Source organism: Micrococcus sp. TA1 (assembly GCF_014199555.1).
GTDB lineage: Bacteria > Actinomycetota > Actinomycetes > Actinomycetales > Micrococcaceae > Citricoccus.
The window spans coordinates 393,884-410,751 of record NZ_JACHNW010000001.1 but is presented as its reverse complement, the minus strand read 5'-3'; the positions used below and the strand labels follow the sequence as shown (position 1 = coordinate 410,751).

The window sequence follows — 16,868 nt, the reverse complement described above, 5'->3', positions numbered from 1 at the left end:
GTCAGTTTCCTTCCACTGGTTCGTACAGGTCGACGAGCGCGTTGACTACCGGCGCGGGGATGCGCTCGACCCGGAGCACCTCTCCCCCGGCCCGGGCCAGCTCCTCGGTGAGGGTCCTGGCGAAGGTGAGCTCGATGGCCATGACCACCGCGGAGGTCCCCGCCGCCATCGGCGCCACGAGGTCGGCCAGGTCCTCGTCCGCGACGATCCCCCCGGCCAGGGGGTCCGGCCCGGTGGCCAGTCCGAGGGGGTCCTCCCCCTCCTCCACCTCGACGACGTCGACCTCCCCGTCCTCCCTCTTGCTGACGAACACCAGGTCCAGCAACCGGACGACACCGGTGGCCAGCAGGTCGGCCAGTGCCCCGAAGGTACCGGCATCGGGTCGATCCGAGTCGAACCCCACGAGGTACAGCTCCACGGGTCCATAGCGGAACTCAGGCATCGTGTTCCCTTCCTCTTCCTCTTCCGTTCCTCTTCCCCGGCGTGTGTCCTGGCCTGCCGGTGACGGTCGTTCGCCGGCAGGCGTTCCCTGCACACCGGTCCTCTGGTTCGATGCTTCCCGCCCATGGACGGTGATGGTGGGGTGCTCATCCGGACCGGGCGAGCCCGGACGGCCCGGGGCCGGGACACCGGCAGCGTAGGCCGGGGGCCACACCCGCCCGCTCGCCCGTTCCAGGTGAGTCACCCCGACGGACCGTACGGGGACGTGTGACCCTCTGTGCGATCACCGAGGCGCGCCCTCGTGGTGCATCCCCCAGAAAGGCAGAACCATGGTCCCGAGGTCATCGTCCTGGCCGGGGCCCCTGGGGCCGGTGGAGTTCCTCGCCGCCCGGCTCGTCGAGGCCCGCCCGGACCCGGACCTGCTGCGGCGACTGAGCGAATTGGTCCGTGCCGGAGGCGTCCGGGTGCTGGACTTCGTGGTCGCCAGCCGCACCGCCCACGGCCGGGTCTCCTGGAGCGACGTCGATGCCGAGGAGTTCTCCCTGGCCGGCGTCGACCTCCTCGTCCCGGGGATGATCACGGAACAGGACATCCGGGAGGTCCTGGCCATGGTCACCCCCGGCGGCTGGGCCATCATCCTCGTCGAGCACACCTGGTCCTCCCCGGAGCGCCAGTTCAGGCACCCGGGGGCGATGGTCGTTCCCGTGGCCCACGTCCCGGCGGCGGCCGCGGAGGCCGCTCTGGAGGCGGCCCTGTCCGATCAGGAGCGGACCGACGACGAGGACCCGGACGGCGGCCCGGCCTGAGACGCGGCGACGGTCACCGTTCCGGGCCCGCCGTCACGGAGCCACCCTCTGGGCCTCACGCCGGCTCTGGACGCCGAGCTTGCGGTAGATGGCACGCTGATGGGTCTTGACCGTGTTCACCGACACGTAGAGTTCCTCGGCGATCTCCCGGACCGTCCTGGAGGTCTGCAGCAACCGGAAGACGTCCCGCTCGCGCTCGGACAGCGCCTCCAGCACGCCACCGGCGGGGGACATCGTCAGGCACGCGGTGATGAAGCCCTCGTGCCGCGTCCGGCGCGAGAGGTGGTCCGCGAGCAACAGCCGCATGTCCAGGTCGCCGTCGCAGAAGGGCACCCGGATGTCCTCCGCCGTGGCTGTGTCCAGGGCAGACTCGCACAGTTCGTGCGCGAGGTCCGGCTCGCCCCGGTGCTTGTGCACGAGTGCGGCGGTGGCGCGGGTGGCCACCCGGACGTAGGAGATCCCGAAGGAGGAGCGGTGGTGTGCCAGCAGGTGCAGGGCGGCCGCCGGATCGCCGGCGCGCCGGAGTATCCCGGACAGGGCCACCCCCACGAACGGCGGGTCCGCGGTCCCGGCGTGCCTCTCGGCGAGTGCGACGGCCCTGACGCGGTGGCCGGCGGCCTCGTCCAGGACCGCCACAGCGGTGTCCCGGAACACCGCCCGGTCCACGCCGTGGACGTCTCCGGGGGGAAGGGCCTGGATCTCGGCTGCGGCCCGACGTCGCATCGCGGGGTCCTGGGAGGCGGCGGCGTTGAGCGCCAGCACCATCCGCGCGACGCCCGTGAAGGACATCCGCGAGTCACCGCTCTCGATCGCCCGGAGCAGCTCGCGGTGCGCCGTGGCGTGGTCCACCGACCAGTACGCCAGCCAGCCCGCCGCCAGGGCGCCCCCGCCGCTCCCGAAGTAGGCCCCGGTGAGCGTCGGGGGCTCGCGCTGGGCCGCCAGCCGGTCCAGCACCTGGCGCGCCCGCCGGTGGTTTCCGCTCCAGGCCGCCGCGGACGCGAGGTGACCGAGCGCGCGCCGTTCCAGGGCGAGGTCTCCCAGTGCGCTCGCCTCCCGTGCCGCTGCCGAGAGGAGCTCCTGGCCCAGGCCGGGAAGGACCTGCAGACGCAGTGCGTTCCAGCCGAGGAGGAAGAGCACGGGGGCATGCTCCCGGCGGTCCAGCGCCTGGGGGGTGGCCAGTAGCTCGTGACCGTCCGCGCAGGCCCGCAGGGCCTCGGCCTGGTCGTCCACCAGGAAGAGCCGGGCGAGGCGCAGCACCGCACCGGTGCTGCCGCCGGGACCGGTGCTGCCACCGGGACCGGTCCTGGCCGCCAGCCGGGTGGCCCGGGCGAAGCGCGTACGGGCCACCCGGTGCTCGCCGATGATGTCCTCGGCACAGGCCCACACCAGCAGGACGCGGGGGTCCTCGGCCACCCCGTCCGGCAGGCCGGCACACCACTGGGCCACGGCGGTGGCCTGGTCGTCCACCAGCAACCCGACCCACCGCCGGGTCAGGGTGTCCACCGCACGCTCCACCGCACCGGCGGCCACCAGGTGTCCCATGGATGCCAGCGGATCCGTGGCCTCCAGGAACCGGGCGGCCCGGGCGTGCGCCTCCCGCCACCGTGAGTCCTGCTCCGCGGACTGGATACGTCCGCACTGACGGGCGAAGACGGGGTGCCACCGGTAGGCCACCCTGCCGTCCAGGTCGAAGCGGTGGAGGAAGATGCCGCGACTCGCGAGGTCCTCGAGCAGGGTCCCCGCGTCAGGTCGCCCGGTCACCGCGACGGCGAGGTCCGGGGTGAGCTCGGGACAGGCGGTGGCCGTCATGATGAACGACGCCAGGTGCCCGGGCAGTGCCGCGAGCACGTGGTCCCGGATGTAGTCCCCCAGCCGGGTGTGCGCGTCCTGGTCGGCTGGAGCGGGGCGCTGCCCCCCGAGGATCGCCAGGCGGGTGGCGATGGGCCAGCCCTGGCAGTCCTCCATCAGGTCCCGGGTCCCGAGCCCCGACCCGAGGTGCGCGCACAGCCGGGACAGCTCCTCGACGTCGAAGGCCAGGTCCTCGCCGGACACGAGGGCCCCCGGGTCGGTGAGCAGGACCCTGGACAGTGCCACTTCGAGGAACGACGTGCCCACCAGGACCAGTCGCAACGGATCCGGCCTGCTCTCCAGGAGCAGGCCCAGCAGGCCGCCGCCCAGGCCCCCACCGGCCCGCTGGGCGTCGTCGATCACCAGGTAGACCTCCTCATCCAGGTCCTGGGCGGCCCGGCAGACCTGCCGGTACACGGCCTTGACGCCTCCTCCGGCGTCGATGCCGGAGAAGGCCCCGGAGGAGCGCACCCCGCGCGGCGGCAAGGCCTGGAGGGATTCCACGATGCCGGAGGTGAGCGCGGAGGGGTCGCTGTCCGCGGAACTGAGCGAGAGCCAGGCGACCGCACCGGCGTGGGAGGCGGCCCAGGTCGCCACCGCGGTGGTCTTCCCGTAGCCGCTGGGTGCGGCCACGATCGTCACCGGGTGCTGTGCCGTCGCTGCTTCCAGGGCCGCGTGCAGGCGGGGCCTGCCAATGGTACCGGCGGGCGGGTCAGGTGCGCGGTACCGGGCCCAGGAGGAGAGACGTGAGGGCGGGTTCGCCTGGGTCACGGTCCCGAGTGTAGGCCGGGACGCCCCCGGCCGGGAGGTCCCGGCGGCGGCTCGGGGAGGCCCCAGGACCGGCCCGGTCCCGTGGACGGTCGGAACCATGGTGCCCCCGGTGGGACTCGAAACCTCTCTCAGCCTCCCCTTGGCGTTGACTTCCGTGTGATTCCGCGGTTTTTGATGCGGCGGGATTAGTGGAATTCGGGACAGGTGTGAGCAAAGTGTGGGCAAAATGTGGGCACGGCCGCTCGCGTGCACAATAAGCCTCCCGAACGGTGCGGACGGAGTCTCCCGGGCGATCTGTCACTCCTGGGAGTCCGACGGACCACACGCGAGGAAAGCCCGGAAGAGGGGTGCGATTCCCCGGCTGGCAGCCGCACCTGTCGATGTGACCGGCAGGGTAGTGGGTGGCGGTGCCCTGGCGCTACCCCGCCAGCTGGTTGTAGCCGGAGAGGAAGGCGGCCACCTCGGCCCGGGAGATGGCCTTGCCAGGCTTGAACAACCCGTCTGTGTAGCCCGAGGTGAGGCCGGTGGCATCTAGCCAGGTGATGGCCGCCCAGTGGGAGCCACTGACTGCGTATACCTGGATCGACGGTGCTGCCCAGGTACACGAGGACTACGAGAAGAGCGTGCCGCAGTTCTTCGTGCCTGATGTTTTCTCCTTCGCCACCGAGGGCAAGGATCTTCGCTACGGCACGGTCGGGATGCCGGTAGAGTTGTGGGGCCCGCGGCGGGACGAGGAATCCGAGGATGATGCCGCGGCGAAGATCGGGCTGGTCGCGGGCCGAGAGGCGGTCGAGGGCGTCCTGAACCCTGGGGCGGTCCTGGACTTCCTGCGGTTCTTCACGATCTACGCAACCGACAAAAAGCACCGCAAGATCAAAATCATCGCCCGGTTCCGGCAGTTCCAACCGACCAATCTCATCGTCGAGCGAATGCTCCATGGGAAGGTCAAGCAGAGGCTGATCTGGCACATCCAGGGCTCCGGCAAGTCGCTTCTAATGGTGTTCACCGCGCTGAAACTGCGCGCGATGGCGGCCCTGACGAACCCCACGATCCGCATCGTGGTTGACCGCATCGACTTGGATACTCAGATCACCAGTACCTTCCACGCCTCGGACGTGCCGGGGCTGGTGTCGACCGAGTCCCGCGCCCAGCTGCAGTCCTTGCTCGGCCAGGGTGCCCGGCGCATCGTCATCACGACCATCCACAAGTTCGGGGAGATCTCCGGTGTACTGGACGACAGGGACAACATCATTGTCATGGTGGACGGGGCGCACCGATCCCAGGACGGGGAATTACGGCCGCAAGATGCGGGAGTCGCTGCCCATCGCGTTCCTGTTCGGGTTGACGGCACCCCGATCAACAAGCGCGACCGCAACACCTTCATGTGGTTCGGCTCCCCCGAAGATCAAGGCGGGTACCTGTCCAGGTATTCGTTCCAGGATTCCATTCGCGACGGCGCCACGTTGCCCCTACATTTCGAGCCGCGATTGTCGGAGATCCACATCGATGCGGACGCCATCAACACGGCCTTCGAAGAGCTGGTGACTGATAAGGAGCTGTCCGAGTCCGACAAGTCGACGCTGTCGATTAAGGCCGCCTCCATTCAGGTTCTCATCAAGGCCCCGACGCGCATTGCCAAGATCGCCACCGATATTGCCGACCACTTCCGGGCCAAGGTGGAACCCTCCGGGTTCAAGGCCACTTGCCGCGCTTACAAGGAGGAGCTTGACAAGCATCTCGGCCCGGACGCCTCGACGATTGTGATGTCGAAGTCCCGCGGCGACTCTCCGTCCTGGGCACGATGGACCTCTGGGGCCGACGAGCTGGAGCAGGTACTGGCCCGGTTCAACGACCCGGATGACCCTCTGAAGATCATCATCGTCACCGCGAAGCTCCTCACCGGCTTCGATGCCCCCATCCTGCAATGCCAGTAACGCGACAAGCCGATCAAGGAGCACACCCTCCTGCAGGCCATCACTTGCACCAACCGGGTGCACCCGCCGGACAAGACGCACGGACTGATCGTGGAGTACCTGGGTGTCTTTGACGACGTTGCCAAGTCGCTGGCCTTCGACGAGGGGGCGGTCGAGCGGGTCGTCTCCAACATCGAGGAGCTCAAGGCGCAGATGGTCCCAGCCATGACCGCTGCGCTGAACTTCTTCCCCGGTGTCGACCGCACAGTCGGCGGCTACGAGGGTCTAATTCAGCAACAGGCGGCCCTGGCAGATCCCAACCACAAGGATGCCTTCGGCCTGGCCTACAGCATCGTCTCCCAACTGTGGGACACGCTCAGTCCGGATCCGATGCGGAGTGAGTACCGCGATGACTATCGGTGGCTCACGGGCGTCTACGAGTCTGTCCGTTCCCCCGAGATCACCGGCCGCCTGGCCTGGCACGCTCTCGGCAGCAAAACAATCGACCTAATCAATGAACACGTTCAGGTTGAGGTCCCGCAGTCTTCCGAGACGATGGTCCTAGACGCGGTCACGAGCGAGGACCTGATGGCGGGCCGACGACCCGAGGACGTCACTCTCCAGAACATCGAAAAGCAGATCACCGCCCGCATCGCCCGCCACTTGACCAACCCAGTCTTCGTGGAGCTCGGGCAGCGGCTCAACAAACTGCGCGAGAAATACGCCGACATCCGGCAGTCCAGTCTCGACTTTCTCCGGGAGCTGCTCGAGCTGGCCAGAGACACGGTCGTTGCGGAGAAGGCCATGCACGAGGTACCGCGCGAGGATAGGGCGCGCTCACCGAGCTCTTTTCAGCGTTGAAGACCCAGGACACCCCGTTGAGAACATGGTGAATCGGATTGACGAGGTTGTGCGCGGTGTCCGGTTCCTAGATTGGCAATCCACCATTCGCGGGGACCAGGATGTTCGTAAGGTGCAAAGCAGACCCTGTACGTTCAGTTTAAGATCCGCTACAACGACGTCTTCGAGAAGGCCGTCGGTTATGTCCGCGAGTACTACTGACGATCAAGCTGGCGCAGCCCATCCTAGGGGGTCGGGAGGGGCGCGGACAGATGCCGACTCTCCGTGGTCGCTCCTAGTCGTCTCGCAGAACCGATCAGGTCACCGCCCTGGACTCCGGACAGAACTAAGCGCGCACACAAATGACCTAATCGGCAAGGCGGATAGCAACGCCATCACCATCGGCGGCGACTTCTACAACTGTCTGCCGAAGTACTGCTAGTGTCGACGCCCGAAAGCCGGGTTCGGCACAGGTCGCCCCTCTTGATTCGGACTCATTGGCCTGACCGATGCTCAAAGCAGTTTGCTCGGTCTCCTCTAACACTCCCAATGGCATTCCGATGATGTGGGCACCAGCCTGCTTGTTTATGCAACCTGAGAGTTGAGGTCATCGCCAAACCCGCGTTTACCGAACTCACCACACCACATTTGAATCTCACGGAACCACCCCGTTCCACTAACCGTGTTGTAGGTTGCGGCTAAAATGTAGCCACGCTGGAGGTTGTCGTCGCTCACTTTGACCCCATACCTGCTCAACACCTTCGCAAGGGCCTCGAACAGGTCATGATCACCAACGGGAAGATGTGGTAAACCCGAAATATGCGCGTGCATCCGAGTCGCCTCAGAAACTATTAGCTCATAGTCTTCAGCCGAGTAGCGAGACCGGGACAGAACGATGTGAGCGATCTTCGATACATCAAACTCATTTACCTTGAGGCCGCCGAAACTAAATCGCTTAAAGTCGAGGTTCAAGCTCCTCATTGCATCGACGATTCTAACCGCAGACAAGAACGACGCCAGAGTAAAAGCTTCAGCTTCGATTACTTCCACATCGGGGACGGGCCTGGCATTCCCGCCTCTCCGGCGGGCCGAAGCGGTATGGACATCAATAACCCATTTGAGCAGTTTCGGGTCTACGGCCAGTAGGTCGACAAAGCAGTCGTGATGGTCACTCACGAAGACATTGTCCAGCTGAGTCGAGGTCTCGCCGGTGAAGTCATCGTAGTCTCGATCGACTAAGTAGCCGGAACGCTTGAGCCCGCGGGACTGCGCCAATCTTGCTGCCCCTAAGACCTGCTCGCGGCCTCCTGTTGCTGCTAGCAGCCGTAAGTGGGATGTGGTGAACCTCTTCAATAGTAAGTGGTCGTCCGGACCTTCGACGATTAGTAGAAGTTGGCTGCTCACACCCAAAGTCATGGCCACAGTGTTGAAAAGCGTATTCTCGTTGAGATACTCCCTCATTAGAATATTGCTTCTTCCGGGCCGAGCCTCACGGCCCTATCCCACTCGTCGTTAATGATCTGTGGCGAGTGAGTAGCAACTACGAATCGGAAGCCTACGAGTTCGGCTATCCTCTTGACGTCCGGAATAAAAGCAAGCTGCCAAGCAACATGCAGGGAAATCTCCGGCTCGTCGATCAATACGACAGCACCCTTGGGGACATGGAAAAGCAGGTCGATCATTAGGATGATCTCGTGCTGCTCACCCGATGACAATGAATCCAAAGTAATTGAGCGCTGAGAGTCTGAGTGCACAACTGTTAATCCGTCTTGGTCCGTGACGGCGAGATGCTTGTTCAGGAGACGGTCGTTAATAATGGTTTCGAGGAGTTCGATCTTCTCGAGAAGGTCCTCAAAAGGGTGGAGCTTTAGTTCTGCATCTTCAAGGTAGAGGTCGAGAAGTGCGAGGGCCCAAGGTTCCAAGTCCCCGTCTGGCAAGGCCAGTTCTTCCGGCAAAGCTACCGATGCTACCCGACCGAGTCGGCTTCTAAAATCGTTCTGGTGATCATAACGGGCGCGGATTGAACTCGCGTCAGAACGGCTATCCTGTCGTGCTGCTTGCAGGACCCTGTTCGGGAAAGTGCGGTCAAGCCGTTGAGTGATGCGCGAATGCTCGGTTTGAGCGTCATTCAAGAGTGAGCGAATTTGTTCGGCTTGTTCAGTGATTTTCGAGCGAGCCGATCGGGATTCGCGACTCAGGCCGTATCTGGACGAAGTAGCGTCGCGCTGGAGTTGACGTGCTCTCAAGCGTTGGGTCTCGATAAGGAAGCTAGGAACTTGCTCGGCAAACTTTTGAAGCTTCGATGGAACTTCGGACCCTTCTGGCCTTTTCCCTCTAAACCGTGGGGCGTAGCGTGCGCGTAGTTCCACGGTCTCGACGATTTCGCCGTCTATGGGGTCCCGCCACAACTCGTCGCCGATTTGTTCAAACCGCGTACGCTTACGCAGCTCTTCCGCAAGTGGGTCATGGTAATTCCAGGTAATTGACTCCTGGCCGGGCCGCTCCAAAGAGAATCGTGCCAGTACTTCAGGAAGGCCAGTGTCGTCTACTTGCTCGGGTTCAAGAATTCGCTCAACAGAAAGCTTTGATGCGTCCGAGTAGTGCAATACGGCTGATTCGAAAGGCAGCTTGGCGATTCGGTATCCATCAAGGCGGCTCAGTGAGTCTATGATTTCAAGAAATTTTGTCTTGCCCACACCGTTCGGCCCGTAAATGATGACAAAGTCGTCCTCGGACGCGAACGAAAGAGTGTGGTCGTACTCTCCGAGTATCCCAGAAGCAGACGCGTTCACTATGACAAGAGATTCCTCACTCATCTACGAATCGTCGCACAGTTGCGGACGTATGCCGCTTATATAGCGGGGTGGGGACTAGAGCATCACTTAAGCGGGTCCGCCCAGCACATCGATCTCCCGCCGTATAGTTAACGTGCTGCATACTCTCGTCAGATTATCGCGCCGTCCGTCGCGGGAGCTCGGTCAGCGCCGGACCGCTCCCGGTCAGCACTGCCGTGGCTCGGGTCTAGTTGCTCATGTCGCCGCGATCGGAACCTCGCCGATCTCGTGGCTCAGGCGAACGGTCAGTCTCCCTTTGAACGCGGTTGCCAAGATGGTCCTTGTGAGCAGGCGCAGCAGTCCACTGGGCAACCCAGGCCGCGATTTGTACTTTCCTGGCCCAAGCCACTGTCCCGCCAGTTTATTCTGACCGATGATCATACCGGTCCCGGATTCGGTCGTCGTTTTTAGTGCATCGTTCGTTGACTTTGACAAGACCCTCTCCTCACGGATAAGCCGGGCCCTCACGCGCTTTCGTTTTTTCATTCCCGCGTCGACTTATTAAATTCCTGCGTCGACTAATGCAGGAGAAACATCATAAGGGTTTCGCGTCGAGATGCGATTCCCTCTTCGCGCTGCTCAACTGACTAGAGTTGCTGCTCCTCAAGGTTCTGTAGACACCACAAGGCCTAAATCACCTGAACACAGATCTTTGAGGTCGCCGGAGCTCTGCGCTTTCTCGTGTGAGTACAGGGTGTTACTGGAGTTGCTGGTCGGTCCAGTTCTGGATCACGTATCCGGTCTTGCCCTTCGTGACCTGGAAGGTCATATGTGCCGGGTCCGGTGTCAGGGTCCAGCCGTCCTCGGACTGCCAAGTCCAGGAGACCACGACGTAGTACGTGGTGGTGTCGCCCTGGGGATAGGTGTCGGTGATCTGGACTTGTGGTGTGCTCTCGGCGTCGTGTTCGGCGGCTTCCCACCAGTCTTCGGGCAGGACGGGCTTGGCGGGGGTGATGAAGATGTCCTGGTATTCGTCCACGAACAGCGGCAGGGCCCGGTGATAGCCATCGGTGGGTGAGACGTCCGTGGTGGTGTCCCAGGTGGTCATGACCTGGGCGGCGGTGGTGACGAGCTCATCGGCGCTCATGCCCTTGCGGTCCAGCTTCCCGGCTGTGGCCGCAGGGGCACTCGAGGCCGTGGCGGGCGGTGGGGTGGTTTCCCAGGCCCTGCCGATGGCGGCATCTGTGGGAGCAGCCGCCGGTGGCGTGGCAGTCTCCGCGGTGGTCGGGGTGGCGTCACTGGTATCTGGCTGGGCGGTCCGGGTGACGGCGTAGACGATCCCGGTGGTCAGCAGCACGACGGCGACCACGAGGGCGAGGGTGAATCGGGTGGAGCGCATGGGTTGAACTATTCCTGGGTGGTGGCGGGCGGTCGAATGTAGCCGGGGACGTCGCTGACCGGGGTGTTGGTTACCGAGTAGGTGTTGGGGGTGGCGAGGTTGTAGTGCTCGATGATGGCGGTGTCTCCGTGGACGGCGGCGACGAAGCCGACGTGGCCGTAGCCGCCGCCGATGTCGTTGTACCCCCACCAGGCGATGTCCCCGGGGCGGGGATCGTCGGTGTGGAAGCTGATGCCCTCGGCCTGGGTGAGGATGTCCTTCCAGGAGCCCGCCCCGGATTGACCCGGGCCGTAACCCACTCCCAGGGCGGCGAAGGTGAAGGGTGGTTGTCCCTCGTCTTGGCTCCAGCCGAGGGATTGGTTGATGCGCCACATCACGAAGTCGGTGCATTGGCGTTGGGTGTGGCCGAACAGGCTGCGGGCGTGGCCCCAGCCGTCGACGCCGACGGGTTCGCGGTGGGGATAGTCATCGACACCGACACCCTCGACATTGAGTTCGCCCAGAAAGTCGCAGAGCCCGGCGCCGCCGGTTCCGCCGGCGGCGGTGGTGATCTTCTGGACGTACTGCTGGGTCTCCTGGAACGGGGGAATGCCCTGGTGTTTGAGCACGGCCCCGGGTCCGGCGTTGTAGGCGGCCAGGGCGAGGCGGATCGTCTCGTTCGCGTTCTGGGCCAGCGGGGCGACCTGGACGCGCAGGTGCTTCATGTACCGGCCCTGGGCGGCGATGGCGGCGAAGGGGTCGAAGGGGTCGGCGCCGTCACCGAACTGGGCCCAGGTGGCGGGCATGAACTGGGTCAGGCCCTGCGCTCCGACCGGGGAGACCGCGGTGGGGTCCCACCGGGATTCCTGGTTGATCTGGGCGGCCAGCACGGCTTCGGGCAACCCGGAGCGCTCCGCGGCGGTGGTGATGGCCTGGCGGTATTCACTGGGCACGGACCCGGTCCCGGCCCCGGGGCGGCAGACCCCGCCCTCGGCGGCCGGGCCGTCGAACACGGCCAGGGTGAGCAGTAGCAACACCGCGCCCAGGATCAGTCCGAGCAGGGCGGTGCCCAGGCACCCGAGGCCGGCGGCGGTCTTGTTCAGCATCGGCTCACATGCCCTCCACGACGGCTGCGGTGGCCTGCAGGTAGGCCTGCCGAGTCCGCGGGGCCAGGGCCTCCCAGATGATTTCCCCGCCGTCGTCCAGGGTGCGGTCATAGGGCACCACGACGACCGAGCGGACCAGACCGGTGAGGCTGTTCTGGATTTCGGCCAGGCGCTGGGTGGAGGCGGTACGCGGCTGGGTGATGATGGCGACCCCGTTGGCCAGTTTCTCTCCGTAGCCTTCGGCGCGCAGGGCGTCGATGGTGGTGAAGGCTCGGCGGGCGGCGTCTTCCTTGTTGGAGATCGCCACCACCAGCACGTCGGCCACGTCGACGGCGGCCTGCCAGGTCGGGGCGGTGGAGGCGTTGCCGGTGTCCACGATGGCCAGTTGGTAGAACTGGCGCAGCGCGGCGTGCATCCGGCGGAACGCGGTGGCGTCGATGACCTCCTTGGTCCCGGCCTCGTTCTGGGAGGCCAGCACGTGGAACTTGTTCTCCCCCTGCGGACGGATGTACCCGGCCAGCTTGTCGGCTTGCTCAGGGGTGGTGAAGTCCTCGATGTGCTCCAACAGGTCCAGGGCGGTGTGAGAGTGCGCGGCCGGTATGGCCCGGTCGCCGAGGTTCCCAGCGTTCTCGTTGTTGTCCCAGGCCAACACCATCCCGCCCCTCACCCGGCCGAGGGTGGCGGCCAGCAGGTAGGTGGCGGTGGTCTTGGAGGCCCCGCCCTTGATGTTCACCACCACGGCCGTGCGGTGCCCGGGCAGGCCCTTCTGCACGGTGGCGTTCAGCGCCCGGGTGCGCTGCTCCCCGGCACCGGGGGCCAGCCGCAGCCCGAGGACACTGTTCAGGGCCCCGCGCCACCCGGTGTGAGCCGGGCTGAGCGCGTCCCGGCGGCTCTGGGTGCGGGTCGCAAATGCCTCGGCGGCCGAGGCCGGAGGGTGGAGGCCTGCCACAGCGGGCGCGTCAAGGCCCACTGTGCCCGCCACCGAGTCCGTGCCCGGGGCCTCCCCGCTCGATGCGGTTGCCTCGATGTCAGCCGTGGCCGGGGCAGTGGCGGGGACGTAGCGGTGGGTGCGCACCCCGGGCAGGTGAGTGTCGATCGTGATCTGTTGCCCGGAGCGGGTGGCCATGCTCTGTCCGATCCTGGGCAGGTCGTCCACGGTCACCGGGGACAGGCGCCGGCCGTCGGCGCCGGCCAGGTGGAAGTCCGAGTACTCCAGCCAGTAGTCCGGCACACCGTCCTCGGGCGCTGGCGCCAGATGGCCCTCGACCAGCCGCCATGCACCGGGGGTGAACCCGGGACCGGAGGCATGGGCCTCGGCCAGGGCCAGCAGGGGCGCGGACTGGTGGGAGTACCCGGCGATCTTGGCCGTGGCGACTTCCATGGAGTCCGCCCGGACACGAGTGCCGGTGCGGTCGACCAGGGTGACCTTCGCGCTGAGCCACAGGGTGCTAACCGGAGCCATGATGCTTCTCCTTCAGATGAGGTGGGGTGTCACCAGAAGTTCGCTCGGCCGGGAACGAGTGTGTGTCAACGAGAACGGCCAGTGATCACCGGATTCCGGCGCCCCTGGCCGTTGGCTCGGTAGCGGCGAGATAGCGGTTCAGTAGCAGAGTGCTATTGACCCGCCGCGAGCTGGGGAGTGGCAAGCTCGGGGGCCGAGGTCGCCAGGGACTCCCGCACTTCGACCGCGGCCTTCTTGATCCGGTCCGGGTCGAACCCGGTGAAGCGTTCGGTGGGGGTCTCGATGACCGGCATCTGCTGGAATCCGGCCGCACGCAGCGCGGCCAGCTTGGACCGGTTCTCCTCCAACGCCAGGTCGATGTACTCATACGGGACGTGCTCTCGATCCAACAGGGCGGTGGTGCGCGTGCACTGCACACAATCCTGAGTGCCATTGACGGTGATCATGGGGTCCTCCGCGGGGAACAGCGATGGCTGGATGGTCGTGACTGCCTGGATGGTCATGGGCTCCTCAGAACGGGTTCTCGGTGGCGACGAGGTCGTCCTCGTCGACGGCGGTGGTGATCAGGGTGAGGAGGTCATCGACCTCCAGGTCCTTCTCTTTGGTGTTGTCGATCCACCAGCCGGCCCGGACCAGGGACTTGGCGACCTCGATGACGTGTTCAGCGTCGAAGGCCGGCTGGTGGGTCTCGGCCGCCTCGATGAGGTCGGTGAGCCGTTGGTAGCGCAGGCGGGTGGCCCACCGCACTTGTTCCTCCGAACCGGTCAGTTCGGGCAGACCGTGGTCTTCCTCGAACCCCTGGGCCTGGATCAGCAGCTCCTGTTTGTACTTGTCGAAATCGTCGCTCCGCGAGGCCTTGAAGCACCGGGAGCAAACGTAGTTCTTCCCCAGCCCGAAGGCCCTGGCTTTGCGTTTGCCAGCAGGCGTGGAAGCGAGGTCCTTGGTCTCGGAATGACCGCACTTGAACTGGATCGAGAGAGTGGTCGGGATTGCCATGGTCGTCCTTTCATCGGATGCCCACAGTTCGACCGGTCCAGTGCAGACGCGTGTCGGCGACGTGGAATCAGGCGGTCATGCGGTGACGCAGGACGGTCACCATCAGCCATACCGCTCCACCCACGGCGATGTACCGGGAGAAGGTGGGGCCGACGGGAGCGTCGGTTGCGTTGTCGGGCGACCCTCCGGGCGCGGATGACGCTGGCGGGCCGCCTGGGTCACCAGGAGCGTGTGCCGGGCTGGGCGCCTGCCGGGCGCGGCAGGGTCCTGCTGGCCGGGTTGGCTGTGCTCGCCTTGCTGGTCTGGGCGCTTGTGTTCGTCATCATCGCCGGCCTCTAGAAGTCTGTGACCTGGCGGGTCTGGTGCGGGTGGTTCTGACACGCACCCCCCGCGTTACCGAGCGAACTGTCCTCGAGAACCCACTCAAGGAGGACATCATGCTCGACGGAATTGATCCCTGGGGCCTGACCGGCCCGGACGGACTGAACTCGGTCGCCGCCACATTCATCGGCGCGGCGATCATCCTGCTGGCCATCGGTTGCGTCGTCGGGCTGGTCCGCTGGCTCGGCGGCAAGGCCACCCGCTCATCGGAAGGCTCCACCAAGGGTCTGAAGATGGCCGGGGCCGGTCTGCTCGGGGCGGTCGTGCTGGGCTCGCTCGGTGGGGCGGTGCAGTGGGGATCCTCCCTGGGCACCGACTCCCTGATGCCCGAGGCCGCCCGCCCCGGACAGGTCGTGATCGACCGCAAGGCCCCCAAGACGACCTGCACCGCACAAGTGGTCCGGAACTTCGACGACGAGGACCCCCGGGTTACCCAGTCGCAGCGGGTTGCCGTGGTCAAGGAGGTCTCCCGCGGCGGGCTGACGGTCGAACCCGGTGAGCAGGTCATGACCTTGAAGTGGTACCCGACCGGCACCGACTGCTCGGCGGAGAACACCGAGGCGGCCTCGGGCACCGAGGTCGAGATGCGCATCTACGACACCGTCGCGGTCGGCGGGTCGGACGAGCAGGTCCGCAAACACACCATCGACTGACCGACCACATCACAGTTTCCTGTGCCCGACGGGGGCATAGGGGGGAGCCCCGCGCAGGGGCACAAGGAAAGGGAAACGAACCATGAATGAACTGATGTCGCTGTCCGTGATGGCCAAGGGGTACGACCCGGGGGTGACGCCGAACTTCAATGCCCCGTGGATGGACCAGTTGCAGAACATCGGCGGGATGGTGCTGGCCACCGCGCTGGTGTTGTTCGTCATCGCCGTGGTCGCCGGGCTGGTGGTGTGGCTGTTCGGCAAGCTCTCCGGTGGTGGCCGGGCCCAGGACGCCGGTCTGAGCATCCTGCTGTGGGGCGTGGTCGCGGCCGTGGTCGTCGGTTCCATCGGGGGGATCATCTCCTGGGCCACCGGCGTGCCCCTGTTCGCCTGAACTGATTCGGACGACGGGAAGGAGGGGTCTTGAATCTGTTGGAACCGATGCAGGCGTTCTTGCGTGACGGCATCCTGGGCTTCGCCACCGCGGCGTGGGCGTTCATCCGGGACTCGTTCTCGGCCGGGTCCATGACCCCGGAATGGTGGATGACCATCGTCGGGGGCACGGTCGTGGTGAACGTGGACGGGCAGGCGGCCACCACGATCGAGCACCCCGGGATGCTCAACGTCATGGTGCTGGCCATGATCCCCTTCCTGCTGATCTTCGTGGCCGTACAGGTCATCTGGTCCCTGTTCCGGTCCTCCACGGCCGGGGTCATCCGGGCCCTGACCGTCGCCGTGGTCTGTGTGCCGGCGGTGTACGTGGTGGCCGGGCTGATGTTCGTGGTCCTGGGGGCGGTGGACCAGATGAGCCTGTGGATCCTGCAGGCCGGAGAACGCGGCGGAGAGGAAGCCGCTTTGGGGGCCATCCTGCACCTGTTCGGGCTGACCTACGACGCGTCCAACGGCCAGGTGCTCATGGATGAGAACTACGCCCAGTGGCAGATGGCCACCAACAACGAGAACCCGGGCATGGCGATCCTGCCGTTCATCATCGGGATCATCATCGTCGGGGTCTGCCTGCTGCTGATGCTGATGATGATCTTCCGCCTGGCCGTCATCGTCCTGCTGACCGTGATGATGCCCGCCGCCGTGTTCTCCCTGAGCCTGGAACCGGCCAAGGCCGTGTTCACCCGCTGGCTCTCGGTGGTCTTCGCCCTGATCCTGGCCAAACCGGCGGCCGCCCTGGTGGTGAAGATCGGCATGGTCGCCGCCTCCATCGGCACCGACTGGGTTCAGCTGGCCGCCGGGATCGTACTGATCGTGATGGGCGCGGCGATGCCGATCCTGATGCTCACCATGGTCTCGTTCCTGACCGGTGGGGCCTCCGAATCCATGGAACGCTCCGCCGTGGCCAGCGGCAACACCATGATGCGCCAGTCCACCAACGTGGTCCGCGGCGGGGCCCGCAAGGCCGGACAGATCACCCGCCCAGCCCGCACCGCCGCCCGCCTCGGCCGCTAGAGACCCATCACCAGAGACCGCAACACCAGCAGATGTGCGAG

Annotated in this window: 16 protein-coding genes; 6 read left to right on the top strand and 10 right to left on the bottom strand. The window is 65.6% G+C overall.

What is annotated here, in order from left to right:
- Position 1: 1 nt before the first annotated feature.
- Positions 2–442: a DUF6325 family protein gene (locus GGQ69_RS01695; protein ID WP_183523767.1), complete on the bottom strand. Its 441-nt coding sequence runs from the start codon at positions 440–442 to the stop codon at positions 2–4.
- Positions 443–770: 328 nt separating this feature from the next.
- Between GGQ69_RS01695 and GGQ69_RS01690 the strand changes: the two genes are divergently transcribed.
- Positions 771–1,247, top strand: coding sequence for a DUF6325 family protein (locus GGQ69_RS01690; RefSeq protein ID WP_183523764.1), 477 nt, complete (start codon positions 771–773; stop codon positions 1,245–1,247).
- Between the two features lie 33 nt (positions 1,248–1,280).
- Here GGQ69_RS01690 and GGQ69_RS16755 read toward each other — a convergent pair whose 3' ends face one another.
- A complete protein-coding gene (locus tag GGQ69_RS16755; protein WP_183523761.1) occupies positions 1,281–3,866 on the bottom strand; it encodes a LuxR C-terminal-related transcriptional regulator in 2,586 nt (861 codons plus the stop codon).
- 418 nt (positions 3,867–4,284) lie between these two features.
- Positions 4,285–4,410 carry an S-layer homology domain-containing protein gene (locus tag GGQ69_RS01680; RefSeq protein ID WP_370577159.1) on the bottom strand — a complete coding sequence of 42 codons (126 nt, stop codon included), beginning with the start codon at positions 4,408–4,410 and terminating at the stop codon, positions 4,285–4,287.
- On the opposite strand from GGQ69_RS01680, the gene GGQ69_RS16335 reads away from it, so the two are divergent.
- Positions 4,391–5,800 carry a DEAD/DEAH box helicase family protein gene (locus GGQ69_RS16335; protein ID WP_370577061.1) on the top strand — a complete coding sequence of 470 codons (1,410 nt, stop codon included), beginning with the start codon at positions 4,391–4,393 and terminating at the stop codon, positions 5,798–5,800. The two genes, GGQ69_RS01680 and GGQ69_RS16335, sit on opposite strands and share 20 nt — an antisense overlap.
- A 90-nt stretch (positions 5,801–5,890) precedes the next feature.
- Complete coding sequence (locus tag GGQ69_RS16330; protein ID WP_255459386.1) at positions 5,891–6,640, top strand: hypothetical protein; 750 nt, start codon at positions 5,891–5,893, stop codon at positions 6,638–6,640.
- A gap of 564 nt (positions 6,641–7,204) precedes the next feature.
- Here GGQ69_RS16330 and GGQ69_RS01670 read toward each other — a convergent pair.
- From GGQ69_RS01670 to GGQ69_RS01640, 7 genes are all read right to left on the bottom strand, one after another.
- A complete protein-coding gene (locus GGQ69_RS01670) occupies positions 7,205–8,080 on the bottom strand; it encodes a DUF4435 domain-containing protein (protein WP_183523758.1) in 876 nt (291 codons plus the stop codon).
- Complete coding sequence (locus GGQ69_RS01665; protein WP_183523755.1) at positions 8,080–9,435, bottom strand: AAA family ATPase; 1,356 nt, start codon at positions 9,433–9,435, stop codon at positions 8,080–8,082. The genes GGQ69_RS01670 and GGQ69_RS01665 overlap by 1 nt, the downstream gene beginning before the upstream one ends.
- Before the next feature lie 715 nt (positions 9,436–10,150).
- Entirely contained in the window at positions 10,151–10,792 is a 642-nt protein-coding gene (locus GGQ69_RS01660; protein ID WP_183523752.1) for a hypothetical protein, read from the bottom strand.
- 8 nt (positions 10,793–10,800) lie between these two features.
- The gene (locus tag GGQ69_RS01655; RefSeq protein ID WP_183523749.1) at positions 10,801–11,877 is read right to left on the bottom strand and encodes a transglycosylase SLT domain-containing protein; all 1,077 of its coding nucleotides are present in this window, start codon (positions 11,875–11,877) and stop codon (positions 10,801–10,803) included.
- 4 nt (positions 11,878–11,881) lie between these two features.
- Entirely contained in the window at positions 11,882–13,339 is a 1,458-nt protein-coding gene (locus GGQ69_RS01650; protein WP_183523746.1) for a chromosome partitioning protein, read from the bottom strand.
- Between the two features lie 152 nt (positions 13,340–13,491).
- Positions 13,492–13,842 carry a glutaredoxin family protein gene (locus GGQ69_RS01645; protein WP_183523743.1) on the bottom strand — a complete coding sequence of 117 codons (351 nt, stop codon included), beginning with the start codon at positions 13,840–13,842 and terminating at the stop codon, positions 13,492–13,494.
- Between the two features lie 7 nt (positions 13,843–13,849).
- Positions 13,850–14,335, bottom strand: coding sequence for a hypothetical protein (locus GGQ69_RS01640; protein WP_183523741.1), 486 nt, complete (start codon positions 14,333–14,335; stop codon positions 13,850–13,852).
- Between the two features lie 437 nt (positions 14,336–14,772).
- On the opposite strand from GGQ69_RS01640, the gene GGQ69_RS01635 reads away from it, so the two are divergent.
- From GGQ69_RS01635 to GGQ69_RS01625, 3 genes are all read left to right on the top strand, one after another.
- Positions 14,773–15,369, top strand: coding sequence for a hypothetical protein (locus GGQ69_RS01635; protein WP_183523738.1), 597 nt, complete (start codon positions 14,773–14,775; stop codon positions 15,367–15,369).
- A gap of 82 nt (positions 15,370–15,451) precedes the next feature.
- On the top strand, positions 15,452–15,760 hold the full coding sequence (locus GGQ69_RS01630) for a hypothetical protein (RefSeq protein ID WP_183523735.1): 309 nt from the start codon (positions 15,452–15,454) through the stop codon (positions 15,758–15,760).
- A gap of 29 nt (positions 15,761–15,789) precedes the next feature.
- Positions 15,790–16,827, top strand: a complete 1,038-nt coding sequence (locus GGQ69_RS01625) for a hypothetical protein (protein WP_255459385.1) — start codon at positions 15,790–15,792, stop codon at positions 16,825–16,827.
- Positions 16,828–16,868: the final 41 nt, after the last annotated feature.